The following is a 25,465-nucleotide window of genomic DNA, read 5'->3' as shown; positions in this document are numbered from 1 at the left end:
TTCTAAACAATTTACTTATAAAAAAAGCTTTCAAAATTTTGAAAGCTTTTTTATTGATAATGACCCGTCCTAAAATAAGTTTACACCCAATAGACTTATTATGGAAAATCGAGAGAAGACAGTAGAAAAGCGTACACAACAAGATTACACAATGGCTTTTAAATTAGGTATTGTAAGCCGTGTAGAAAAGGGCGAATTCACTTACAAACAGGCACAACAACATTACGGTATCCAAGGTAGAAGCACCGTTTTGGTTTGGCTCAGAAAATATGGTAATTTAGATTGGAGCAAACCCACCATTCATACCATGTTACAATCCAAAGAAACACCCGCCGAAAAGATTAAAAGATTAGAGAAAGAATTAGCTGATGAGAAACTGAAAACCAAAGTTCTCAATATGATGATTGATATCTCCGACAAGCAATACGGCACACAGATCCGAAAAAAGTTTACGCCCAAACAGTCAGACAACTCCAAGAAAAAGGATTGAGTTTATCCAAAATCTGCAGATTGTTTGGGATAAGCAGACAAGCCATTTACCAGCAGCGCCAAAGATTATGTGTTCGGGAAAAAGAATTGGAGAAAGTTAAACAATTCGTTGAGGAGATTCGTTTAGAACAGCCCAGAATAGGAACAAGAAAACTTTATTATTTGCTTAAAAATAAGTTCAAGCTTGAAAAGATAAAAATAGGCAGAGATGCGCTGTTCAATTATTTACGAAGAGAAAACCTGCTTATTTATCCTAAGAAAAGATATACAAGAACAACTTTCTCCAAACACTGGCTCAGAAAACACCCCAACCTTTTGAAAACGACTTGCCTAAAAAGAAAAGAACAGGTATTTGTAAGCGATATCACTTATATAAAAACCAAAACGAATGTCTGTTATTTATCTTTGGTTACGGATGCTTACAGCAGAAAAATAATGGGTTACGAATTAAGTGAAAATATGAATGCTGAAAATGTAGTCAAAGCTCTGAAAATGGCCGTTAAAAACAGAACAACACATCTTCCGCTTATTCATCACTCAGACAGGGGATTGCAATATTGCTCAGAAGTGTATCAGAAAGTACTTGTTGAAAACAAAATAAAACCCTCAATGACAGATGGCTATGATTGTTATCAAAATGCTTTGGCAGAAAGAATAAACGGAATATTGAAGCAGGAATTTTTAATTTATAAATGCAAAAACATTCAGGATTTAAAACAAATGGTTAAAGAAAGTATTTATATTTACAACAACAAAAGACCACATCTTAGTCTGAAGATGAAAACCCCGGAAACAATCCACAAAAAATCCGGAAAATCAATATCTTCCGGATTGGTATTTTAATGTAAAACTTGTAAACCTATTTTAGGATTAGTCATAAAGAATTGATAATTCTATTTCTGTTTTTTATAAAACTCGATTCCACATTCTAAGAATTTTTTGAAATCTTCTTTCGGCATATAACCAGAAACAGGAGTGTTAATCACTTTTCCTTCTGGAGTTACCAAAACGTAATGTGGTTGAGAATTATTATTAAAATTCACTTGTTGGAACATACTCCATTTATCACCAATGGTTTTAATGCGTTTCATTTGTCCGTTTCCTAAATCTACTTTGGTTTGTTCTGCTTCTGGCAATTCTTCTTTGTCGTCTACATAAAGAGAAGCGAGAATGACTTCGTTTTGTAAAGTTGGTAAAATATCAGGTTCGCTCCATACAAATTCTTCCATTTTTCTACAGTTTTCGCAACCATAACCTGTGAAATCTATTAAAACAGGTTTATTTTCTTTCTTTGCCAATGCTATAGCTTTGAAATAATCATGTTCTGGGTGCATTCCTAGAATTCCGTCTTTTTCATCATGAAGATAACTCACATTAATTGGAGGCAAAATTCCTGAAAGCATCTGTAGTTTTGGTCTTTCTGCAGGAACTAATCCTTGAACTAAATATACTAAAAATCCAATTCCTAAAACTCCAAAGATTTTTCGAGTGACAGAAATTTTTTGGTTTTTATCATCGTGCGGAAATCTAATTTTTCCAAATAAATAAAGCACTAAACCGATGGTAATGATAATCCAAATCGCGATGAAAAGCTCACGTTTTAGGTAGAATGTTTTGGATACCAAATCTGCTTTGGATAAGAATTTTAAGGCCAAAGCTAATTCTACAAAACCGAGAACTACTTTTACAGTATTCATCCAGCCGCCAGATTTTGGCAAACTTTGTAATGCTTGTGGAAATAATGCCAATAATCCGAAAACTATTGCCCAGCTTAAACCAAATCCTGCTAAAGCGAAGGTTAATAGCATCGGAACGTTTGCAGAACCTGTAACAGCGCTTCCTAATAAACTTCCTAAAATTGGTCCAGTACATGAGAATGAAACAATGACCAAGGTTAAAGCCATAAAGAAAATCCCGATGATTCCTCCTGCTTCTTCTGCTTTTGAAGATTTATTGGCTATAGAACTTGGTAATGTAATATCATAATATCCGAAGAAACTTCCTGCGAAGAATAAGAATATCAAGAAAAATACAATATTTAAGCTAACTGATGTGGAAATTTGATTGAAAATGTTTCCTGCAATTCCATCAATAATGTGAAACGGAACGCTCAATAAAACGAAGATTAATAGAATGAAAAACCCGTAAATGAAAGCGTCTCTTTTTCCTTTTGCTTTGTCTTTTTGCCCTTTGGTAAAGAATGAAACGGTCAATGGAATCATTGGGAAAACGCAAGGCGTTAACAAAGCGATTAATCCACCTAAAAATCCTAAAAATAAATAAGTAAGGTAGTTTTCAGATTTTTTCTCTTTAGCTACGCCACAGTCTGTTAAAGGATTTTCGAAATCCAATGAAGAAACCTTTAAACCTTCTTGTTGAGGAGCGATTTCTGTATTTTCAGTTGTTACAGGAATAGTTGCAGCTACAGATTGTAAAGAATCTACATTTTGTACCGCTTCTTTGTTTTCCTCAGTTTTTACAACTGCTGAACCTGCTATCGTTTTTTCAAATTCTAAAGATTCAGGAGCAAGACAAACTCTGTCATCACAAGTTTGATAGGTAAACTCTGCAATTACATTGGCTGGTTTTTCTGGGTTTTTGAGTTTAAATTTTTGCTTAATGGTTACATTTCCAGATAAGAAAATCAAATCTGTGCCGAAAGCTTCAGAAAATTCGGTTTTTCTGCTACCTGTTTCTACAGGTTTTCCAATCAGTTGAATGTCTTTAGAATTCAGCTTCAGTTCTGTGGGAATAGCTCCAGATTCTGGGTCGATATCTTTAGAGTAAATATGCCATCCTTTGTCAATATTAGCGGTAATTACTGCTTCGTATTCGTTATTTGGGAGTGATTTTACATCGTATTTTATCGTGACGTGTTTCTGAATTTGCGCAGAGAACAATGAGGTAACAGCGATAAAAAGTAAAAGCAAAAACTTCTTCATTATTTAATTTTTAGAGGTACAAAAATATAAAATTGTAGGTCTTAAAGAGATATAAATAGTCTGATTTAACTTATTTTAAGAATTAATTTTATCAATTTCTTGTAAAATTTCATTTTTTTCTTTTGGTGCAAACAATTTCTTTTCTTTTTATAGAAATTTCATGATTATTGCTTCGGAAAAATTTACCGTTTTCAGCATTCATGATTTTTTCAATCTCAATGCCTGTGAAACCGAGTTTTCTAATGATTTCAATGATGAGGACTTTCGGTTTTTGGAATAAAATTTCTTTGTTCAAGGTAAATCCTTCTTCATTTTCTTCCATTAAAATTTCTTGAAATGTTTTTTCGATTTCGTTTTGATAAAAATCATTAACCGAACTTAAATAAGACAAACTTTCACCAAATTGTTCTAAAAAATTAGGAAAAATTTCCAGAATTTTTGGGGTGAGTTGATTGCGGATTTTATTTCTAAGATAATCGTTTTTTTCATTGGATTTATCTTCTCTGAAATCAATGTGGTTTTCTTCTGCGAAAGCATAAATTTCTGCTTTGGTGAATTTCAGAAGCGGACGAAGAATGCTGTTTTCATTTTTAGGAATTCCGCTTAATCCTTTAATTCCCGAACCTCGAGATAGATTGATGAAAAAGGTTTCCAACTCATCATTGAGATGATGAGCTGTAACAACATAATCCAGATTTTCTTCTTCTAAAATTTTGAAAAAGAAATCATATCTCAATTCTCTAGCCCAATTTTGAAGGGATTTCATCTGAGTTTTTTCTTGTTCTGAAACGTCTTTTAGATGAAATTTGATGTCATTTTTTTTGCAAAAATCTTCAACAATTTTTTGATCAAGATTAGAATCTTCTCCTCTGAAATGATAGTTTACATGAGCTACTTGAAACTCTAGGCCTTTGTCATTTTGAGCGGAGTCGAAAAATCTAAACAAGTGCGAAAGCACCATAGAATCTGCACCACCCGAAACAGCCAAAAGAAATTTTTTAGAAAAAATGTCTTCTCCTAAAACTTCTAAATTTTCCTTAAAATTGTTAAAATCTAACAAAACTGCCTATTTTTAGGCAAATATAATTCTTCTTGTGGAATGAATTTTGTAATTTTGGTAACAATAATTTTAAAAAGATAAAAGCTTTATGAAAATTTTAAAAATTTTTGCTGTAGGAGCAATCGCACTTACGCTTACTTCTTGTGTAAGCAAAAAACAATACGAAGCGCTAAATCTTAATTACAAACAATGTATTGAGAATGCAGGAGAGAGACAAAGACAAATTCAAGATTTACAAGCAGCAAATGCAGGTTTGACCAGTGAAAACAATTTATTAAGAGACCAAAACGGTGCGCTTAAATCTTCACTAGACGCTTGTTTGTCAAACGCAGGAAAAGGTTCTGCTAATATTGATAAATTAATTGGAGAGATTAATGCGTCTAACTCTTACATTAAGCGTTTGATTTCTACCAATTCTAAAAATGATAGTTTAAATTTAGCTTTATCTAATAAATTGAAAAGAAGTTTAGATAATGTAGCAGATGCAGATGTAGATGTAAAAGTTCTAAAAGGAGTAGTGATGATTTCACTTTCTGACAAAATGCTATACAAAACAGGAGATTATAACATTTTACCAGCTGCTCAAGAAGTTCTAGGAAAAGTGGCAAAAGTAATCAATGATTATGATACTTACAGCGTTCTCATCGAAGGTAATACAGATAACGTTCCTTTAGCAAGTGCTAATTTACCAAAAGATAACTGGGATTTGTCAGCGCTTAGAGCTACTTCTGTTGCGAAAATTTTACAAACACAATTTGGGGTAAATCCTAACAGAATTACAGCAGGAGGTAGAAGTGAGTACAACCCTAAAACCACCAATGCTTCCGTTTCTGGACGTGCAGAAAACCGTAGAACAGAAATCATCATCATGCCTAAGCTAGATGAATTCATGAAACTAATGGACATCGCTCCAGTAAAAAAATAGAATCTTAGATTCATTATTTAAAAACCTCGAATTTTTTTCGAGGTTTTTTTATTTTTTTGATGAAAGAAAAAACAAACCGATACCAACAGCCAAATAAAATAATGTTCCAAAAGACAGGGTGAATAAATTTCTCCGTATATTTTTATTGAAATGATTATTGTAGAAAATATCATAGCCAGTGATTAAAATAAGTGGGAAAAATAAAATTGGCCAAATAAAAAAGATGAAAATTGGATGGTAAAAAATGTTTTTCAAAATGAATCTTTTGGTCAAAGTTAAAAAGAAAAGTAAATAAATTCTGTAATTTTGTAAAAAATCATCACATCGATCCATGAGTTATTTCGAAGAATTGCATCCAGAAATGGATAGATATTTAGAAGATACCGCTTCTGCAGAACCAGAAATTTTGAAAAAATTGCGCAAAGAAACTTTTCAGAAAACTACACAACCACACATGATTTCGGGATATCTTCAAGGTAGATTTCTTTCTTTGATTTCAAAAATGGTTTCACCGAAAAACATTCTGGAAATTGGAACTTTCACCGGTTATGCAGCGCTTTGTTTGGCTGAAGGTTTACAGAAAGACGGGAAATTGACCACGCTTGATGTAAATGAAGATTTGGCTTATTTGCCTCAAAAATATTTTGCCCAAAGTGTATGGGCTTCTCAAATAGACTTTAAATTACAAGATGCTAAAGAATTTTTAAAAAATTCTAATGAAACTTTTGATTTGATTTTCATTGATGCAGACAAAGAAAACTATCCTGAATATTTACAATTGGTGAAGCCAAGAATGAAATCAGGAAGTGTTTTGATGATTGATAACGTACTGTGGTACGGAAAAGTGCTCGATGAAAAGGGAAATAAGCAAACCGAACAGATAAAACTCGTGAATAAATTAGTTGCCGAAGATGCAGATTTTGAAAATGTAATTTTACCTTTGCGAGACGGAATTCATTTAGTTCGTAAGATATAAGAGTTATGGAAAAATACTACTGCAGCGTATCTGTTTCACCGATGAGAGCCGAAGTTTCAGAAAAATCTGAAATGATTTCTCAGATTTTATATGGTGAAACCTGTGAAATTTTAGAAACGGAAGGGAATTTCAGTAAAATCAAAATGGATTTTGATGGCTATGAAGGTTGGGTGAATTCTACAGTTTTAAAAAAACAAAATGCTGAAATTTCTAAAAATCTGATTACGCAATCTTTTGGTGAATTTAATTTGCCAGAAGGTAAAAGTTTACTTTCCATAGGAAGTGAAATCGGTTTGGCAGCAGAGAATGTTGTTGATACTAATAACCTGCGAGAAAGTTTAGTAGAAACGGCCAAAAAATTCTTGAATGTCCCTTTTTTATGGGGAGGAAGAAGCTTTTTTGGAATAGATGATAGCGGATTTGTGCAGTTGTTGTATAAAGTTCACGGAATTGCTTTACCGAGAGATCCAGAACAACAGGCTTTACAAGGAACAGCTCGTGATTTCGTAGAAGAAAGTGAAGCAGGAGATTTAGCGTTTTTTGAAGATGCAGAAGGAAAAATTGTTCATGTAGGTTTGGTATTGTCACCTTTTGAAATCATTCATGCAAGCGGAAAAGTGAGAATAGATTCTCTAGATTTTTCTGGAATTTACAATGCAGATCAAAATAAGCACACGCATAAATTGAGGTTTGTGAAAACAATGATTTAGGTTAAATAAAGAATTTGAAATTTTATAAATATTTACTTTATGAATAGTATAGTTTCTTTTTTAGATGGCTTTTCTATGGCTTTGGTTATTGTTTTGTGGAGTTATACTATTTTAAATTTTAAAAAACTGCCAGAAATTATTCCTATTCATTTTGATTTAGAAGGAAAACCAGATAATCACGGTGCAAAATATTTTATATTTATTTTGCCTTTTGTTGGGTCACTGATTTACTTTTTTCTCAGTTTTAAAATCAAAGAAATTAATAATTATCCCGTAGAAATTACCCAAGAAAATAAAGAAATACAATTCTTCATTGGGATGATGGCAGTGAAATCTATTATTGCTTATGTTCTTTTTATTTTCTTTACTTTTCAAAAAAGAATTGTAGAAATAGCTGTTCACCAAAAAGATAAAAAAATACCAGTAGTAAATCTTATTGGTGGATTATTTGCCATCATTGTATTTTTCATAATCCTTGCTAATATTTACAAATAGTTGAAAACACTCTACAACATATCCATCTTTCATCTTGAGTTAGCGTTCAAGGTTTTGTCGTGGTTTAATGACAAAATTAAACGTGGTTTAGAAGGCAGGAAGAAATCTTTAGAAATTGTAAAATCTAAAATAAAAAATGAGGACAATGTCCTCTGGATGCACGCTGCAAGTTTGGGAGAATATGAACAAGGTTTGCCTGTTTTAGAAAAGCTGAAAGAAAAATATCCCAATCATAAAGTTTTAATTACTTTTTTCTCGCCTTCTGGTTATGAAAACGTGGTGAAAAAGAATAAAGAAGATATTTTGTGTTATCTTCCTTTTGATAAAAAATCTACGATTTCAGAATTTGTAAAAGCGGTTCATCCTGAAATTTTCTTTACTGTAAAATATGATTTTTGGTATCATCTTTTAGATGAATTAAAAAAGGCAAATGCTAAAGTTTTTGTGATTTCTGCATTGTTTTATGAAAATCAAGTTTATTTTAAGCCACAAGGAAAATGGTTTGTGAACGAACTGAAAAAAAATGTGGATTGGGTTTTTCATCAAACCGAAAAATCTCTTTCTTTAGCTCAAAAAGTTGGCTTAACGAAAGGTTCGGTTTCTGGAGATACTCGTTTTGACAGAGTGAAACAAATCAAAAACCGAGATAATTTCGTAGAATTTATTTCTGAATTTAAAGCCGAAAAAAAATTGTTGGTTTTCGGAAGCTCTTGGGAAGCCGAAGAAAAAATGGCTCAAATTCTTTCTCAAAAATTAGAAAATTTCAAAATTCTCATTGCTCCTCACGATTTGAAAAGAGTTCAAAATCTCAAACAAATCTTTCCAAGCGCAATTCTCTACAGTGAAATCGCAAAATCGCAAAATCGTAAAACTGAAATTGAAACGACTTCACAACTTCACGATTTTACAACTTCACAAATACTCATCATAGACAGTATTGGCTTACTTTCCAAATTGTATTCTTACGCAGATATTGCAGTTGTAGGAGGTGGTTTTCATGATAAAGGATTACACAATATTTTAGAAGCGGCAACTTTCGGGGTTCCGGTGATTTTTGGAAATCAATACAAGAAAAATCCAGAAGCAGATGCTTTAATTGCCCAAAATGGAGGGAAATCTTTTGCTCAAGTAGAATTGGCAGCTGATTTTGTCCTTGAATTGTCAAAAAATTCAAATCTGTTACAAGAAATGAGTGAAAACGCAGGGAATTTCGTTCATTCTCAACCGAATTCTTCTGAGATTATTTTGAAGAAAATTTTAGAAATTGTAAAGTTGTGAAGATGTGAAGTCGTTTTAGCGGTTTTACAACTTTACGAATCATCAACTTTGCAGAAAATCTAATTAAAAATTTTAGAATATTTCTTAAATCCATTGAAAGCCCAATTCGCGGTATAATACCAAGACTTAAGCGTGGAAAAATTCATGTGTTCTTTGTAAACCAAATATTGGTCTTTCATGATATTGGTTTTATTTCGGGAAACACTTCCTTCTCGCATTCTGTATTTAGCCAAAGTTTTTTTCAGCGGCTTTCCGTAAGGGATTTTTTTAAGTAAATTGAGCCACATAACATGGTCTTCGCGTTTGCTTCCTTCTGGGAAAAATTCTTTGCCCACTCTTTCAGAATCATACATAGAAGCAAGGAGAGAAAGTCTGCAAGTTTTGAGCAAATTATCAAAATTCACCTCAATGTCTGCCTCGAAATCTGCAATTTTGGGTTGTAAATGTTCATCACATCTTGCATAAGTGCAATACGCCAATTCTGCGTTTTCAGATTGCATAAAAGAAATCATTTCTGATAAGAAATTGGGTTCCCAATAATCATCCGCATCTAGAAAAGTAATGTATCTTCCCGTTGCTTTTTCGAGTGAAAGATTTCGAGCATGTCCAGCTCCTCCGTTTTTTTCTGCTTCTATTAAAATAATTCTAGAATCTTGTTGCTTTTTAATGATTTCTACAGAATTGTCTGTGGACTTGTCATCGGTAATAATCCATTCCCAGTCTGTAAAATTTTGGTGAAGAACAGATTGAATGGTTTCTTCTAAAAATTCAGAAGAATTATAACACGGCGTTATGATAGAGACTTGTGGCATGTTTTTGCAAATATACTTATTGTAATTAAAAAAAATCTATCTTTACATAAACTAAAGTCATGAGCTATTTTTGGCGTTTATTTTTGTTGTCTGTTTTGTTTCTTACGCTTTTTTCGTGCAAAAGAGACTATGAATATGACGAAAACGCAAGTATTATTGGAAGTTGGAAACCTATAAAAGCTACCGCTTATAAAACAGTGGCAGGATTCACGGTTAGTCAGTCAGAAGACATGAATGCTTGTCAGCAACAATCAAAAATGACTTATCGTGCAGATGGAACTGCGACAGAAGTGAGATTTGATAATGTTTCTGGAAACTGTGAAAAAACCTTAGACCGAAATTTTACGTATACTTTTAATTCAAGTCAAAAATCTCTTGTTCATACTTTCCAAGATGGCAGTATAAAAAATGCAGAAGTGGTTTCTATTACCTCTCAAAAATTAATTGTAAAAGGGAAAAAGGAAATCAACGGAGAAATGTATGATGTAGAAGTAACCAATATTAAAATTAACCAGTAAATTAATAAAAAATGAAAAAACTAGTAATCGCCTTTTTAGGAATTTTCTTATTGTTAAATGTAGCTTGTAGCAGAGATGATAATGATACGGTTTCTATTGTGGGAACTTGGAATGTAAGTTCTGTAAAAATGAAAGGAACGCTAAGTTACAATGGTCAGTCTGCGGCAATTAATGAAGAAGCTCCTGCAGATGCTTGTTCGCAGAAATCTTCGATGGTTTTTAATGCAGATGGAACAGGTAGTGTAACTTCTTTTGCCAATAATAATGGAACTTGCGAGCAATTATTAAGCGAAAATTTTACCTACAAATTTGATGGAAATACAAAAGTTTTAACCATTACACAAGCTGGAACTACAGAAAGCGTTACCCTTTCTTTCAGTGGAAGCAATAAGTTTTCCTATGGAGAAACCTTGAATAATGTAAATTTTGGAGACTATTATCCACAGTATGATGGATTTTATTACACGGGAACAATTTCTACTGTTTTTGTGAAAAAATAAAGCTTTTAAAAATAAATTTAAAGTCCTCATCTTTTAAGGTGGGGATTTTTCTTTTAAAAATCATAAATTTGTAAATTCTTAGAAATCAAGTTTAACAATACTTTAAAATATTACAGCGTGTTTTACGATCACAAGCAGATAGAGCAAAAATGGCAGAAGTTTTGGGAAGAAAACCAAACTTATAAAACTGAAAATAATTCTACAAAACCTAAATTCTACGTTCTAGATATGTTTCCTTATCCTTCTGGAGCGGGTTTACACGTGGGTCATCCTCTTGGTTATATCGCCTCGGATATTTATGCAAGGTTCAAGAGACATCAAGGTTTTAACGTTTTGCACCCTATCGGTTATGATTCTTTCGGTTTGCCAGCAGAACAATATGCGATTCAAACTGGGCAACATCCTGCAATTACTACAGAGCAAAATATTACCAGATACGAAGAGCAGTTGCGTAAAATTGGCTTCTCTTTCGATTGGAGTAGAGAAGTGAGAACTTCTGATGCTTCTTATTACAAATGGACGCAATGGATTTTTATAGAATTATTTCACTCTTGGTACAATAAAACTTCTGATAAAGCAGAATCTATCGAAACTTTGGTAGAACATTTTTCAAAATTCGGGACTGAAAACTTAAATGCTGTTCAGAATGATGAATTAAATTTCTCTGCAGAAGAATGGAATGCTGCCGATGAAAACGAAAAACAAGATATTTTACTCAATTACAGATTAGCTTACAGAGCCGAAACTACTGTAAACTGGTGTCCAGCTTTGGGAACTGTTTTGGCGAATGATGAGGTAAAAGACGGAAAATCTGAACGTGGAGGTTATCCTGTTTTTCAGAAAAAAATGATGCAGTGGAGTATGAGAATTACCGCTTATTCTGAAAGATTGTTGCTAGGTTTACAAAAATTAGATTGGCCACAACCTTTGAAGGATTCTCAAGAATATTGGATTGGAAAATCTCAAGGAGCTGCTGTAAAATTCAAAGTTTCTGGAATGGATGAGCAGATTGAAGTTTTCACTACTCGTCCTGATACTATTTTTGGGGCAACTTTTATGGTTTTAGCACCAGAAAATCCTTTGGTTTCAACATTAACAACGGCAGAACAAAAATCTGAAGTTGAAAACTATATAGAAGAAACTTCTAAAAAAACGGAACGTGATAGAATGGCAGACGTGAAAAACGTTTCCGGAGCGTTCACAGGAAGTTATGCTATCAATCCTTTTACAGGAAAAAATATCCCGATTTATATTTCAGATTACGTTTTGATGGGTTACGGAACTGGCGCTGTAATGGCGGTTCCTGCGCATGATGAACGTGATCACCGTTTCGCTAAAAAATTCGGTTTGGAAATCATTAATGTAATTGAAAATGATTTCGATATTCAAGAAGAATCTTATGATTCTAAAGATTCAGTTTGTGTAAATTCTGAATTTTTGAACGGACTGAACTATAACGAAGCGAAAGCAAAAATTATTTCAGAAATCGAAAAAATGGGAATCGGTCACGGAACTACCAATTACAGACAGCGTGATGCGATTTTCTCTCGTCAAAGATATTGGGGAGAACCAGTTCCTGTCTATTATAAAGAAGAAATGCCTTATACTTTGCCAGTTTCTGCATTGCCTTTAGAATTGCCAGAAGTGGAGAAATATTTGCCTACGGAAGATGGAGATCCGCCATTAGGAAACGCGAAGAACTTCGCTTGGGACGAAGCGAATCAAAAAGTAGTTTCTGTAGATTTAATTGATGAAAAAACAGTTTTCCCGATGGAACTTTCTACCATGCCAGGTTGGGCAGGAAGTTCTTGGTATTTCTTGAGATATATGGATCCGAAAAATGATGGAGAATTCTGTGCAAAAGATTTATCAGATTATTGGGGACAAGTAGATTTATACATTGGCGGAAGCGAACACGCAACTGGTCACTTGTTGTATTCTAGATTTTGGAATATGTTTTTGAAAGACAGAGGTTACATCAACCAAGATGAGCCTTTCCAAAAATTGATAAATCAAGGAATGATTTTGGGAATGAGTGCGTTTGTTAGTAGGATAGAAGCTTCTTATGATAGCGATATAACAAATTTTATAGATGGGATTGACGAAGTGATTTTTCCAGAAAATATCTTTATTTCAAAAAAATATTTAGATAGTATTCAAAAATATAAAAATGAAGTTTTACAAAAAAATTCGCAAAATATTCCTTTTTATGAAGTTGAAAAACCTAAAGAGTTATTAGAGGTAGAAGAATTTTATTTTAAAACAATGATTGAATTAAATCCTAATTCAAAAGCTGTCAAAGAATTGGAAGGTTGCCATTTTGAAATTTATAAACAACAAATTCACGTTGATGTTTCTTTATTAAAAGGAACTTCAGACGAATTAGATATTGAAGCTTTTAAAAATTGGAGAGCAGAATTTGCTGATGCAGAATTTATTTTAGAAGACGGAAAATACATCACCGAACGTGAAGTAGAAAAAATGTCAAAATCGAAATACAACGTTGTAAATCCAGATGATATTGCAGAGGAATACGGCGCAGATTGTTTGCGTTTGTATGAAATGTTCCTCGGTCCATTAGAACAATCAAAACCTTGGAATACGCAAGGTTTAAGCGGTGTTTATGGATTTTTAAAGAAATTCTATAACCTTTATTTTGAAGGAGATAACTTCTCAGTTTCAGACGAAGAGCCAACCAAAACGGAATTAAAAGTGCTGCATACTTTGATTAAGAAATTTACGTTTGATATTCAGAATTTCTCATTCAATACATCTGTTTCGCAGTTTATGATTGCTGTAAACGAGTTGCAAAAAATGAAGTGCAATAAGAGAGCGATTTTAGAACCTTTAGCGGTTATTATTTCACCTTATGCACCACATATTTGCGAAGAATTGTGGGAGAAATTAGGTAAAAATACTTCTATAGAGTTTGAAAAATTGCCAGAATTAAATGAAGCGTATTTGGTAGAAGATGAGATTAACTATCCGGTAAGTTTCAATGGTAAAATGAAGTTTACCTTGGCTTTAGCAGCGGATTTAGACGCTAAACAAATTGAAGAAATAGCGATGAGTAATGAAAAGGTTCAAGAGATTTTAGCGGGAGCAAATCCTAAAAAAATAATTATTGTGCCAAAGAAGATTATCAATATCGTTTTTTAAGGAATTGTTAAATATTTTTCAATACTGTCCTAAATAAAAATTATTAAAAATAGAAACAGCCTAAATACCTATTTTACATTTAGCTTTACATTTAATTTCAAAAAAGAACCCCTTGATAATAGTTTTTGGGGGTTTCAGGCGGTTGCTCAAATGGTTTGTCGAGCCAAAATTGAAGATTAATTTTAACAAAAATATTCAATCGGATAAAAGCTACCAGATTTGATAATTGCCAATTATATTTAGCGATGGATTTCAGGTATTTCAGAATGAGAATAGTGATAAGTGCCGTCCAGATTTGGATTTTCACTGCATTTTCAGAAGTTCCAATGAAGGTTTTGAGGTGAAGCAACTGCTTGATATCTCTAAAAAAGATCTCAATTTGCCATCTTTGCTTGTATAATTCTGCTATGGTAGAAGCAGCCCAAGAGAAATTATTGGAAATCATTTCAATGGTTTGCTTGTTTTCATTATCCCAAATAGCCACTCTTCTTAATTTTTTTTGATATTTTTCTTTGGATAAAGGATTTGAGAGTACTATTTCTTCGTCTTTTAGGATGCTTTGAGCTCCTTTTGGTGGAAGTTCTCGTTCCTGTAAAGTTTCAAATTTCAGATTTTCTTTATGTCTTATTACGAAGAAAACACCTTTGCTGTCCCAAATAGAGAGCATTGGAAAATCGTTATAGAATCGGTCTGCAACAATGACTGCTCCCTTTTCCAAAGGAATGTTTTCCGCTCCCTTGTTATCAGCAACACTTCCTTTGGTAATATTCACATAAACAGGAAGTTTCCCGTCATATTCAAGTAAGGTATGCATTTTCACGGCTCCTTTTTTAGTTCGATATGTTGCCCAATCGAACAAAGACAGGCATAGAGAAATAAGGGTAGAATCTAATAAATAGACAGGAACTTTTATTTTGAGTTTTATCCGTCTTTCTTTCGTGTGCTGTCCTAATTGTTCTAATAGTTTGAAATACAAGTCTTTAAACAAAATCTGCATCTCGTTTTCCATTCTGGTAGCTAATAGAAGATTTGGAAGGTGCTGTTTTTATCCCTAAATGATTCAGGTTTCCTGTGGCACTGCGAAGTCCGTTGGAAATGTCCCGAACCGAAGTGCTTTTGGCAAAATGACAGAAAAGCATAGAAACTAAGTGGTTCCAACTATCAAATCCTTTATTTCGGTAATCGGTTTTCTTCTCAATTACTATTTTTTTGAAAATCCCTCGGTCTATTTTTGAAATGATTTGGGAAAATAATGTTAATTTTGAATCCATAAGAAGGTTTTTTTGTTGTGCAACCTCAAAGATACTTTGAGTTACTTTAATTCCTTCTTATTTTTTTATTTAGGACGCTATTGAATATTTTTTAAAAATTTATAAAAATTTCTTTGAATATTTGAAAAAAAATAAGGCTAAAAATTTTGTAGTTTTTATGATTTTAACATCATGTGAAAATATCTCACAAAAAATATAAAATATATTGTTAAATCTGTAATCTACAATGGTTTTCGAGAAACAAGAAATTTATCATAGTTTGATTTTTTAACTTGCATTTTCCAATAAAATAGCTTTATTTTACAGCCTCAAAAAATTAACAATTATAATTTAGTTTAATATGGAAATGAATGTTTCAACACAAGAGGAGCAAGTAGTTGCTAAAAAAGTAGGAGGTCTTAATCCTGCAGTTGTTTTACCTATTCTATATGTTATAGCGTTAGGTATTTATATTTTTATTTTAGGAAATCCTGGTAACTTTAAGAACGAAGGGGTTACTGGTCTTTCAGTTGCTTTTTCTGATGTAGAGAATAAGGACTTACATCCAGATTCTTTCATGGGAATTATTTACATGGGGGGACCAATCGTTCACATCTTGATTTTATTCATGATTACTGTTATTGTTTTCGCTATTGAGCGTTTCTTCGTTCTTAGAAAAGCAGCAGGTACAGGTAACTTAGAAAACTTTGTAATTAAAGTTAGAAATTTACTTGACAAAAATAAAATTGATGAAGCAGTAGAAGAGTGTGATGCTCAAAAAGGTTCTGTAGGTAACGTAGTGAAAGAAGGTCTTACAACTTATAAAGCTTTAGCAAATGATAAAACTCTTAACAAAGAGCAAAAAATGGTAGCGCTTACTAAATCAATTGAAGAAGCTACAACTTTAGAGATGCCAATGTTAGAAAAGAATATGATGATTCTTTCTACTCTAGGTACAGTAGCTACGTTAGTTGCACTATTAGGAACGGTAATCGGTATGATTAAGTCTTTCCAAGCTTTAGGTGCTGCTGGAGGTACTCCTGATGCTGCTGCATTATCAATCGGTATTTCTGAAGCACTTATCAACACTGCATTAGGTATTGGTACTTCAGCTATCGCTATTATTCTTTATAACTTCTTTACTTCTAAAATTGACGGACTTACATACAAAATCGACGAGATTGGTATGTCTATCCAACAATCTTTTGCAGAATTTAACTAATCAGTTAATTTTTGGCAAAAAAATTGCACTCTTTAATATATAAAGAATGCATTACTAGAAGTTTAATTTAATAAAAAATAATAAAATGGCGAGAGTCAAACCAAAAAGACACGGTGTTGTAACAGACATGACAGCAATGTGTGATGTTACTTTCTTGCTTCTTACATTCTTTATTATGACTACTCAGTTTAAAAAGCCTGATGTAGAGCAAATTAAACCGCCAACTTCTATTTCTGAAAAATTACTTCCAGATGGTAACTTAATGACAGTTAATGTTACTCCAGACGGTAAGTTTTATTTTGCAGCTGTTGAAAACTTTAATGAAAGATCAGAGTTGCTAGACAAAATGGGAGCTAAATATGGTGTAAAATTTTCAGACGCAGACAAAGTAGCTTTTTTCAAAACTCCTGCAATTGGAGTTCCTATGAATCAGCTAAAGAGTTTTCTTAATATGCCTGAAGATCAAAGAAAGTTTGTAAAAACTGCGGGAGTTCCATTAGACAGTACAAATAAGCAATTAATAGATTGGATTAGTAGCAGTCTTGAAATTAATCCACAATATAAATTGGCTATTAAAGGAGATGCAAACACTAATTACCCTAAAGTAAAAAATTTATTTGAAGGGCTTAGAGATATAGAGTATTATAAGTTTTGGTTAATTACTAGCCAGGAAACTAATAAATAGTAAAGATATGGCAGAAGTACAAGTACAAGAAAAAGGCGAAAAAGGGGGCAAAGTCCGCTCCAAAAAGCAGAGTACTAAAGTTGACATGACACCAATGGTGGACCTTAACTTTTTAATGCTAATGTTTTTTATGTTTACTACTACATTTAGTAAACCTAATGTAATGGATCTTGGGTTACCAGCTAAACCAAAAGTTGATCAACCAAAACCTAAAGATACTCAGATAGATTTAACTAATTCAATCTCTTTGATTATTGGTAAAGATAATAGAATTTTCTATCACCAGTTAGATGAAGCAGGTCTTAATGAACAGACTTTACAAGAAACTACCTATGATAGAGAAGGGATTACAAAAGTAATCGAGCAAGCAAAACGTAAGGCTAAAGATGTTACTAAATTTACAGTAATTATCAAGCCTACAGATGATGCAGTATATAAAAATTTCGTAGATATTTTAGATGAAATGGCGATTACTAAGTCAGAACAATATGGTGTTACAGACATTAAGCCATGGGAAAAAGCTATCTACGATAAAAAAGTTGGAGGTTCTACACCGGCACCAGCTCAATAATTAATTCAAAACTTATTTGAATATTATGGAAAATGAAAATTTAAATTACAATCCGTCTTTAGATGAAATTGTATTTGAGAATAGAAATAAAGAATACGGTGCATATGATTTAAGATCAAGTTACAGAAGAATCTTAACAAGATCGATGATCATTGGAACTCTTATTTTCTGTATAGCAGCAATTACTCCTTTTGTAGTAATGAAAATTAAGCAATTAGCTGCTAAAGAAAAAACAGAAGTAGATGCTAACCTTATCGAAATTCTTCCTGAGGAACAAGTGAAAGAAGAGATTGTGGAAAAAGAAGAAACTCCACCACCTCCACCTCCAAAAGTAGAAGAAAAGATTGAAATTTTACAAAACGTAGTACCTGAACCAGTAAAGGCACCTAAAGTGGAAACTCCACCTCCGCCAATTTCTGAGCAGTTAAAAACTACTACAGGTCTTATTAACCAAGAAGGTGTTAAACAGACGGCACACATACCGCCGCCAGTACAGGCTCCACCAAAAGCTGCTGCAGTAGAGTCTAAAGCTCCAAGTACTACAGAGGTTTATGAATCAGTAGACCAAGAAGCAGAATTCCCTGGAAGTTTAAACTCTTTTAGAAATAAAATTGCTGAAAACTTTGATAACTCTGCAATGGAAGGAGGAGAAGGAACGCTTAAAGCTACAGTTACATTTATTGTAGAAAGAGATGGTTCAATTTCTGATGTTAAAGCATCTGGTTCTAATTCAGATTTTAATAGTGAAGCTGTAAGAACAGTGAAAAGTATTAGAACAAAATGGGTTCCTGCAAAAATTAATGGTCAACCAGTAAGACAAAGATTTAGGTTACCATTAACTATGAATTTTGAATAAACTTACCAATTTTCATATAAAAAGAGAAGCGTAAGCTTCTCTTTTTTATGTCATTTATTAATAAACTTAATTGCTTTTATATGTTTAATTACTTATCTGTTTTAATCGGGTTATTTTATATTGCATTAGGTGTTTTTGTAATTGTATATCGTTTTTTTCTAGTACAATTAGATGAGATACCATCTTATTTATTAGGTGGATTACTCATTTTATATGGAATTTTTAGAATAGGAAGAGCAATTTATTACATAAGAAGAAAGGATGAAGAAGACGTTTAAGATTTTTATTTTTTTTATTTCAGTTTTTTCAGTCATTTCTTGTTCTCAAAATGAATCAAGCAGACCAAACAAAGGTGAAATAGTCATTGCTGCAGATGAATCTTTTAGAAACGTAACAGAAGCTTTGGCAGAAAGGTATGTTGCGCATTATCCTGAAACTAAACTTCATCTTAAATTTCAGAAAGAAGACTATGCCTTAATGGATTTATTGAAGCGAAACGTAAGAGTTATCGTGATGTCTAGAGAACTTACAGCAAAAGAAAAAAAACTCTATGAAGAAATGGTAGATCTTCCTTTAGAGCCAGCAAAATTCGCTGGAGATGCAGTAGTATTTGTAGTTGCTAAAGATTCTCCTAAAAACTCAATTAGTGTTCAAGAAATAAAAAAAGAACTACAATCTGACGAAAAAAATATAATTTTTGATGGAGTAAATGCTAGTAATTTTAACTTTGTAGCTCAGAAATTAAATTTAGCCCCTCAAAAAATAAAATATTCACTAATTAAAGGTAATAAAGGAATTGTAGAGCAAATTAGTAAATTCCCTAATAGTATAGGGGTTATTAGTCTTAATACCATCTCGAATCCTTACTCTCGCGAAGCTGAAAATTTAAGGAAACAAATAAAAATTCTCTCTGTTACAGAAAATAATATAGCTTATGAGCCAAACAGAGAAAATATAAGAAATATGAAATATCCATTCACCAGGATTCTTTATTTCTTAACTAATGAAGGACATTTTGGGTTAGGAAATGGTTTTATCAGATTCTCTTGCACTCAAAAAGGTCAAATAGTGGTAAGCAAAGAAGGACTTCAACCTTATAATATTTTTAAGAGAGAAGTAATGATGAGATAAAAAATTTTTAATTTTAAGAGATTTAATTTAATTTTGGAACAGAAATTGTGTATTAGTATTTAACATAATACATTAACAATAAAAAAATAGAAAAATGAAATATAGATTCGGACTTCCTAAAAAAATAGTTTTTGGTGCAGCGGCAACTTTTCTATTAAGTTTTGCAAACGCACAAACAGTGTCAGAAGGGATTGTTAATTTAGATAGCCACAAATATGCAAAGGCTAAGGAAATTTTTAATCAGATGATTGCTAAATCACCTACTGCAGAAAACTATTATTATTTAGGATACTCATATTTAAGTCAGTTTGAACCAAATTTTGAACTAGCTAAAGAAAATTTCGATAAAGGTTTAGCAATTGATTCTAAAAGCTATCTTAATAAAATTGGTCTTGCTACTATTAAATTAGGGAAAGGTCAAAAAGCTTCAGCAATCACAGAACTTACTCAGGTTGCAAAAGACTCTAAAGAAAAAGATGCAGAAGTTCTTTATAGAATTGGAGAAGCATTAACCATGTTCGAAAATTATAATGATCCAGCTTTAGCTATTTCATATATTAATAAAGCAATTGAAAAAGCTCAGAAATATGGTGTTCCTGCTTATTATTATTATACTTTAGGAGATGCATATAGACTAACTAGAGATCCAGGAAATGCAATGACTGCTTATGACAGAGCTTCTGAAGTTGCTAAAAATAAAGCTTCTGTTTTCTACAGAATGGCAACATTGTGGATGGCAGCTAAACAATACAAAAAAGCAGAAGAAAACATTGCTAAAGCTATCAATACAGATGCAACTTATGCACCTGCTTATAAAGCTCAGGCTCAGTATAACAAAATCTTCCAAAGACACGAGGAAACTACTCAGAGTTTGATAAATTATACAAAGTATGCAGACGAAGATCCAAGTACAGCATTAGAAATCGCTAAGTTATATTTTATTAATAGTGACTTTGCTGAATCTAAAGCGACTTTAGATAAGGTTTTTGACAAAGTAAATGATCCAATTAAGTTCAAGTTAAGAGCTTATTTACAATATAATGAAAATGATTTTACAAATGCTAAAACTAATCTAGAAACTTATTATGCAAAAGTAGAGCAATCTAGAATCATCCCGAGTGATGCAGGTTTAGAAGCTGTGATTTATGCAGGATTAGCATCTAAAGAAGCAAACGCTGCTACAAAAGCTGCTTTAATGCAAAAAGCTAATGAAAAATTAGCGGTTGTGAAAGCTGCTAAAGATGACACTCTTGATTGGGATTCAGAATTCGCAAAAGCATCAAGTGGTGCTGCAGAACTTCAAGCAAAAGCAGACGCAGGTCCTTCTAATGACAACATCGTGGCTCTTAAAAAACAAGTAGCTGCAAACAAAGAAGATACTACTGCGTTGTTCAATTTAGCAATGGCTTATCAAGAAGTAAGTAACTGGGATGGTGCTGCTCTAGCTTGGCAAAAGATGAATGATCTTCTTCCAACTTGGGAACCTGCTTATTATAGCAAAGGTTATGCATTACAACAAGCTGGTTATAAAGAATTGGCTGCTGTAGCTTTCCAGAAATATATAGATGTAGCATTAACTAAAACTCCTGCAGAACAACAGGCTTTACATGAGACAATGTTTGGTGCTTACTATTCTGTAGCTTACTTGTTACACACTACTGATAAAGTAAAAGCAAATGAAGCTTTACAAAAAGCACTGGCGATGAAACCAGACGATAAAAACTCACTTCTTTTACAAAAAGAATTAATGAAATAAAAAATGAGCTTCTCTATTGAGAAGCTTTTTTTAATTCTAAATTTGATAAATTAATTTTAATTTCTGTATTTTTGGCCCATGAAAGTAGATGTTTTAGCAATAGGAGCACATCCAGATGACGTAGAGTTAGGTTGCGGCGGGACTATAGCAAAATTAATTTCCGAAGGAAAAAAAGTAGCCATCATAGACCTTACCGAAGGCGAGTTAGGAACCAGAGGAACTAATGAAACCAGAGCGCAAGAAGCAGCAACTGCATCTGAAATTTTAGGAATTTCTGCTAGAGAAAATCTTAAAATGAAAGATGGTTTTATCATCAATTCTCAAGAATATCAGTTTAGAATTATTGAAATGATTAGGAAATACCAACCAGAAATCGTGCTTTGTAATGCGATAGATGATAGACATCCTGATCATGCGAAAGCCGCAAAATTAGTTTCGGATGCGTGTTTTTTATCTGGATTGGTTAAGATAAAAACCGATTATGAAGGTGAATCTCAAAAATTTTGGAGGCCAAAACAAGTTTTTCATTACATTCAGTGGAAAAATATTGAACCGGATTTTGTAATGGATATTTCTGGATTTTTAGACAAAAAAATAGAAGCTTGTTTAGCATATAAAACTCAGTTTTATGACCCAACTTCCACAGAACCAATGACTCCCATCGCGACAAAAGATTTCTTAGAAAGTTTAACTTATAGAGCGCAAGATTTAGGAAGATTGAGTGGAGTAGAATATGCAGAAGGTTTCACAACTGAAAAGTTATTAGCATTTAAAAATTTTGAAGGAATTATTTGTTAATTGTTTTAAAAATTTTATATATTTGCACACGCAAAAACGGTGATTGTAGCTCAGTTGGTTAGAGCGTCGGATTGTGGTTCCGAAGGTCGTGGGTTCGAGACCCATCATTCACCCAAAAAAAGCATCCAAATTTTGGATGCTTTTTTATTTTATGGATGTCTTAGAAATTCTACGCTTTGGTGATGCTGTCCAGAACCAGAGTTACAGGACCGTCATTCAGTAAAGATACCTTCATATCTGCCCCGAAAATTCCACTTTCTATTTTTAATCCAGATTTAGCAATTTCAGATTTAAAATATTCAAATAAAGGAATGGCTTTTTCTGGTTTAGCTGCTTTTATATAAGATGGTCTGTTGCCCTTTTTGTAATCGGAGATTAAAGTAAACTGGCTGATGCATAAAATTTCTCCCGCTACATCCTTTACAGAAAGATTCATTTTTCCTTCGGTATCTGAAAAAATTCTTAAGTCTACCACTTTTTTTATTAACCAATTGGCATCTTCTTGAGTATCGTTTTCATCTACACCGATGAGAAGGAGTAAGCCTTGAGAAATTTCTCCTACAATTTTTCCTTCTACTGCTACAGATGCTTCTTTTACACGTTGAATTACTATTTTCATGCCTCTAAATTAATTATAAATATTTAAAATGTTGGTAGAAGAATTATAATTATAAAAATATTGTTTCAGAGGATAAGGACTTACGGAAGCTGGTGCTCCAGAATTGAGAAACCATTTCGCATTGTCTTTTTTGCAAAAGACCAAGCTTCCATTTTCTACTTCTAATGTAGTGTCTGTGGAAGGACAAATATGTGGAGCGTTTCTATCATAAATTTTGAAACCATCATTGGTTCTATAAACGATTAAGCCTCTAGTTCCAGATTGTTGTTCTGAGACGTAAATCCAGCCTCCAATATTGTTAAGAGGATAATAAGAAGGTAGGCTTAAATTGAGTTGAACAGAAATAAATTGATTGGGAAAACAACTGGTAGTTTCTTCTCTGTTAGAACAAGAGTTGAGCGTTTTTAATGCGCTGAAAGCCAGTAAAATTGGGATAATTATTTTTAAAAGGCTTGGTTTCATATTAAAATTAATCATATCTTTGTAACTCGAATTTTTAATAAATATTGTCCGGCAAAGGTCGGATTATTTTTTTATATTAACATTAACGCAAAATAACCAGATATGAGTAAAGTAATGAATTATGTAACCAAAGAAGGTTTGGAAAAAATGAAGGCAGAGTTAGAACTACTCGAAAGCATAGAAAGACCTAAAATTACTCAACAAATCGCAGAAGCAAGAGATAAAGGAGATTTATCTGAAAATGCAGAATATGACGCCGCGAAAGAAGCGCAAGGTTTGCTAGAAATGAAAATCTCTAAAATTAAAGATACTATCGCAAACTCTAAAGTGATTGACGAAAGTCAATTAGACACTTCTAAAGTTTCTATTCTTTGTACTGTTCGTCTTAAAAATAATGCGACCAAACAAGAACAAAAATTTACATTGGTTCCAGATAATGAATCGGATATTAAGGCAGGAAGAATTTCTGTAAATACTCCTATTGCAAAAGGATTATTAGGTAAAGCTGTAGGCGAAACTGCAGAAATTGTATTACCAAATGGAAATAAACTTTCTTTTGAAGTTTTAGAAATTTCATTGTAATTTTAATCTTTAAAAATTACAAATTATGAGTTCTATATTCACCAAAATTGTAAACGGAGAAATCCCTTGCTACAAAATCGCTGAAGACGAAAATTATTTGGCTTTTTTAGATGTGATGCCATTAGCAAAAGGTCATACTCTTGTGATTCCAAAGAAAGAGGTAGACTTAATCTTTGATTTAGAATCAGAAGATTTTAAAAATCTTTGGGGATTTGCTCAACAAGTAGCCAAAAAAGTTGGAGCAGCGATGCCATGTGTAAGGGTGGGAGTGGCTGTGATAGGATTAGAAGTTCCTCATGCGCACATTCATTTGGTTCCTATGAACACCATGCAAGACCTTAATTTTGGAAACGAAAGGCTGAAACTTTCACCAGAAGAATATCAAGAAATTCAAAATAAAATAATTAACTCTTAAAATATATTAACTCAAATTTCATAGCGAAGTTTGAGTTTTTTCAAAAATAAAAAGAATGAATCCTAATCAATGCTCATTTTGCGGAAGAAAAAAATCTGAAGTTGAAATTTTAATCTCAGGACAAAATGGATTTATCTGTGAAAACTGTGTAGAACAAGCGCATGCTATTGTAAAAGAAAGTGTACATGAAGAAGAGTTTTCGCCAGCTACCTCGATTGAAGAACTTAAAAAACCTAGAGAAATTAAAGAATTTCTAGACGAATATGTAATTGGTCAAGATCAAGCCAAAAAACAATTATCTATTGCAGTTTATAACCATTATAAAAGACTTCTTCATAATAAAGACGAAAATAAATCTGTAGAAATAGAAAAGTCTAACATAATTATGGTGGGCGAAACAGGAACAGGGAAAACACTTTTGGCAAAAACCATTGCTAAGCAATTAAACGTTCCGTTTTGTATTGTAGATGCTACCATTTTAACAGAAGCTGGTTACGTAGGAGAAGATGTAGAAAGTATTTTGTCTAGACTTTTAATGGTGGCAGATTATGATGTAGAAAAGGCGGAAAAAGGAATTGTTTTTATTGATGAAATAGATAAAATTGCTAGAAAATCAGATAACCCAAGCATTACCAGAGATGTTTCTGGTGAAGGGGTTCAACAAGGTTTATTGAAACTTCTAGAAGGAAGTATTGTAAATGTTCCACCTCAAGGAGGAAGAAAACATCCTGACCAAAAATACATTCAAGTAAACACTCAAAATATTTTGTTTATTGCAGGTGGAGCATTTGATGGAATTAAAGAAATCATCGAGAGAAGACTCAATAAGCAAGCGATAGGTTTCAGTACAGATAAACATTCTAAAGTAGAAGAAGAAAGCTATATTTTAGAAAAATTAAATGCTACAGATTTAAGAAGTTTTGGGCTTATTCCTGAATTGTTAGGTAGATTTCCTATTGTTACTCATTTGGATAAGCTGACCAAAGAAACAATGCTTAGAATCCTTACAGAGCCTAAAAATTCAATTATTAATCAATTTATTGAGCTTTTTAGGTTAGACGGCATAAAACTTGCATTTACGGATCAAGCTCTTGAAAAAATTGTAGACTATACCATTGACAAGGGGTTAGGAGCAAGAGGTCTTAGAGGGACTACGGAAAAGGTCCTAGAGGATTATATGTACAAAATTGATGAAATAGAAAAAGACTTACTCGTTGATAATGAGGATATTTTTGTATAAATTTTTGTCTTTTA

24 protein-coding genes, 1 tRNA gene and 1 pseudogene are annotated in these 25,465 nt (G+C 32.6%); 20 read left to right on the top strand and 6 right to left on the bottom strand.

From position 1 onward, the window contains the following. Positions 1 to 100 precede the first annotated feature (100 nt). Positions 101 to 1,332 (top strand): IS3 family transposase gene (locus KKQ76_RS08925; RefSeq protein WP_246501297.1). Its coding sequence is split into 2 segments (ribosomal slippage): positions 101 to 449 and positions 449 to 1,332, totalling 1,233 coding nucleotides; the frame shifts between segments, so codons are not numbered across the junction. Positions 1,333 to 1,382: 50 nt separating this feature from the next. Here the strand turns inward: KKQ76_RS08925 and KKQ76_RS08920 are convergent. Further along, a complete protein-coding gene (locus KKQ76_RS08920; protein WP_213196814.1) occupies positions 1,383 to 3,431 on the bottom strand; it encodes a protein-disulfide reductase DsbD family protein in 2,049 nt (682 codons plus the stop codon). A gap of 109 nt (positions 3,432 to 3,540) precedes the next feature. Then, the gene (gene tilS / locus KKQ76_RS08915) at positions 3,541 to 4,491 is read right to left on the bottom strand and encodes a tRNA lysidine(34) synthetase TilS (protein WP_213196813.1); all 951 of its coding nucleotides are present in this window, start codon (positions 4,489 to 4,491) and stop codon (positions 3,541 to 3,543) included. Between the two features lie 88 nt (positions 4,492 to 4,579). Between tilS and KKQ76_RS08910 the strand changes: the two genes are divergently transcribed. The 5 genes from KKQ76_RS08910 to KKQ76_RS08890 all read left to right on the top strand — a co-directional run bounded on the left by KKQ76_RS08910 (position 4,580) and on the right by KKQ76_RS08890 (position 8,875). Next, complete coding sequence (locus tag KKQ76_RS08910; protein ID WP_069797888.1) at positions 4,580 to 5,416, top strand: OmpA/MotB family protein; 837 nt, start codon at positions 4,580 to 4,582, stop codon at positions 5,414 to 5,416. Positions 5,417 to 5,747: 331 nt separating this feature from the next. Then, entirely contained in the window at positions 5,748 to 6,392 is a 645-nt protein-coding gene (locus KKQ76_RS08905) for an O-methyltransferase (RefSeq protein ID WP_213196812.1), read from the top strand. Positions 6,393 to 6,397: 5 nt separating this feature from the next. Next, on the top strand, positions 6,398 to 7,102 hold the full coding sequence (locus KKQ76_RS08900; RefSeq protein WP_213196811.1) for a C40 family peptidase: 705 nt from the start codon (positions 6,398 to 6,400) through the stop codon (positions 7,100 to 7,102). Positions 7,103 to 7,141: 39 nt separating this feature from the next. After that, complete coding sequence (locus KKQ76_RS08895; protein WP_213196810.1) at positions 7,142 to 7,597, top strand: DUF1648 domain-containing protein; 456 nt, start codon at positions 7,142 to 7,144, stop codon at positions 7,595 to 7,597. Next, entirely contained in the window at positions 7,598 to 8,875 is a 1,278-nt protein-coding gene (locus KKQ76_RS08890; RefSeq protein ID WP_213196809.1) for a 3-deoxy-D-manno-octulosonic acid transferase, read from the top strand. Between the two features lie 59 nt (positions 8,876 to 8,934). Here KKQ76_RS08890 and KKQ76_RS08885 read toward each other — a convergent pair whose 3' ends face one another. Continuing rightward, complete coding sequence (locus tag KKQ76_RS08885; protein ID WP_213196808.1) at positions 8,935 to 9,687, bottom strand: glycosyltransferase family 2 protein; 753 nt, start codon at positions 9,685 to 9,687, stop codon at positions 8,935 to 8,937. Between the two features lie 59 nt (positions 9,688 to 9,746). Here KKQ76_RS08885 and KKQ76_RS08880 point away from each other — a divergent pair, with 59 nt between their 5' ends. The 3 genes from KKQ76_RS08880 (at position 9,747) to KKQ76_RS08870 (ending at position 13,864) form a co-directional block, all read left to right on the top strand. After that, the gene (locus KKQ76_RS08880; protein WP_213196807.1) at positions 9,747 to 10,205 is read left to right on the top strand and encodes a lipocalin-like domain-containing protein; all 459 of its coding nucleotides are present in this window, start codon (positions 9,747 to 9,749) and stop codon (positions 10,203 to 10,205) included. 11 nt (positions 10,206 to 10,216) lie between these two features. Then, complete coding sequence (locus tag KKQ76_RS08875) at positions 10,217 to 10,705, top strand: lipocalin-like domain-containing protein (RefSeq protein ID WP_213196806.1); 489 nt, start codon at positions 10,217 to 10,219, stop codon at positions 10,703 to 10,705. A 117-nt stretch (positions 10,706 to 10,822) separates the two neighbouring features. Continuing rightward, a complete protein-coding gene (locus KKQ76_RS08870) occupies positions 10,823 to 13,864 on the top strand; it encodes a leucine--tRNA ligase (RefSeq protein ID WP_213196805.1) in 3,042 nt (1,013 codons plus the stop codon). A 97-nt stretch (positions 13,865 to 13,961) separates the two neighbouring features. On the opposite strand, the pseudogene KKQ76_RS08865 reads toward KKQ76_RS08870, so the two are convergent. Continuing rightward, a pseudogene (locus KKQ76_RS08865) lies at positions 13,962 to 15,135 on the bottom strand (IS4 family transposase). A gap of 340 nt (positions 15,136 to 15,475) precedes the next feature. Between KKQ76_RS08865 and KKQ76_RS08860 the strand changes: the two are divergent. The 8 genes from KKQ76_RS08860 to KKQ76_RS08825 all read left to right on the top strand — a co-directional run bounded on the left by KKQ76_RS08860 (position 15,476) and on the right by KKQ76_RS08825 (position 22,247). Next, a complete protein-coding gene (locus tag KKQ76_RS08860; RefSeq protein ID WP_213196804.1) occupies positions 15,476 to 16,336 on the top strand; it encodes a MotA/TolQ/ExbB proton channel family protein in 861 nt (286 codons plus the stop codon). Positions 16,337 to 16,421: 85 nt separating this feature from the next. Continuing rightward, entirely contained in the window at positions 16,422 to 17,021 is a 600-nt protein-coding gene (locus KKQ76_RS08855) for an ExbD/TolR family protein (protein ID WP_213189885.1), read from the top strand. Between the two features lie 7 nt (positions 17,022 to 17,028). Then, positions 17,029 to 17,592, top strand: coding sequence for an ExbD/TolR family protein (locus KKQ76_RS08850; protein WP_213196803.1), 564 nt, complete (start codon positions 17,029 to 17,031; stop codon positions 17,590 to 17,592). Positions 17,593 to 17,617: 25 nt separating this feature from the next. Next, positions 17,618 to 18,448 (top strand): energy transducer TonB, encoded by an 831-nt coding sequence (locus tag KKQ76_RS08845; protein WP_213196802.1) that lies wholly within the window; start codon positions 17,618 to 17,620, stop codon positions 18,446 to 18,448. A 261-nt stretch (positions 18,449 to 18,709) separates the two neighbouring features. Then, a complete protein-coding gene (locus KKQ76_RS08840; RefSeq protein ID WP_213196801.1) occupies positions 18,710 to 19,579 on the top strand; it encodes a PstS family phosphate ABC transporter substrate-binding protein in 870 nt (289 codons plus the stop codon). Between the two features lie 94 nt (positions 19,580 to 19,673). Next, positions 19,674 to 21,335, top strand: a complete 1,662-nt coding sequence (locus KKQ76_RS08835; protein ID WP_213196800.1) for a tetratricopeptide repeat protein — start codon at positions 19,674 to 19,676, stop codon at positions 21,333 to 21,335. A 78-nt stretch (positions 21,336 to 21,413) separates the two neighbouring features. Then, complete coding sequence (gene bshB1, locus KKQ76_RS08830) at positions 21,414 to 22,133, top strand: bacillithiol biosynthesis deacetylase BshB1 (RefSeq protein WP_213196799.1); 720 nt, start codon at positions 21,414 to 21,416, stop codon at positions 22,131 to 22,133. Between the two features lie 38 nt (positions 22,134 to 22,171). Continuing rightward, positions 22,172 to 22,247: transfer RNA gene (locus KKQ76_RS08825), tRNA-His, on the top strand. A gap of 55 nt (positions 22,248 to 22,302) precedes the next feature. Here KKQ76_RS08825 and dtd read toward each other — a convergent pair. Continuing rightward, positions 22,303 to 22,752 (bottom strand): D-aminoacyl-tRNA deacylase, encoded by a 450-nt coding sequence (gene dtd / locus KKQ76_RS08820; RefSeq protein WP_213196798.1) that lies wholly within the window; start codon positions 22,750 to 22,752, stop codon positions 22,303 to 22,305. Positions 22,753 to 22,761: 9 nt separating this feature from the next. Continuing rightward, the gene (locus tag KKQ76_RS08815; protein WP_246501375.1) at positions 22,762 to 23,229 is read right to left on the bottom strand and encodes a hypothetical protein; all 468 of its coding nucleotides are present in this window, start codon (positions 23,227 to 23,229) and stop codon (positions 22,762 to 22,764) included. A gap of 99 nt (positions 23,230 to 23,328) precedes the next feature. Here KKQ76_RS08815 and greA point away from each other — a divergent pair, with 99 nt between their 5' ends. The 3 genes from greA to clpX are packed head-to-tail and all read left to right on the top strand — an operon-like array spanning position 23,329 to position 25,451. Further along, the gene (greA, locus tag KKQ76_RS08810) at positions 23,329 to 23,796 is read left to right on the top strand and encodes a transcription elongation factor GreA (RefSeq protein WP_213197506.1); all 468 of its coding nucleotides are present in this window, start codon (positions 23,329 to 23,331) and stop codon (positions 23,794 to 23,796) included. Between the two features lie 25 nt (positions 23,797 to 23,821). After that, positions 23,822 to 24,211 carry an HIT family protein gene (locus KKQ76_RS08805; protein WP_213196797.1) on the top strand — a complete coding sequence of 130 codons (390 nt, stop codon included), beginning with the start codon at positions 23,822 to 23,824 and terminating at the stop codon, positions 24,209 to 24,211. Positions 24,212 to 24,266: 55 nt separating this feature from the next. Next, positions 24,267 to 25,451 (top strand): ATP-dependent Clp protease ATP-binding subunit ClpX, encoded by a 1,185-nt coding sequence (gene clpX, locus KKQ76_RS08800; RefSeq protein ID WP_213196796.1) that lies wholly within the window; start codon positions 24,267 to 24,269, stop codon positions 25,449 to 25,451. The last annotated feature ends 14 nt before the right edge of the window (positions 25,452 to 25,465 follow it).

It is taken from the genome of Cloacibacterium caeni (assembly GCF_907163105.1).
Taxonomy (GTDB): domain Bacteria; phylum Bacteroidota; class Bacteroidia; order Flavobacteriales; family Weeksellaceae; genus Cloacibacterium; species Cloacibacterium caeni_A.
This window is presented reverse-complemented; position numbering and strand designations above follow the sequence as displayed.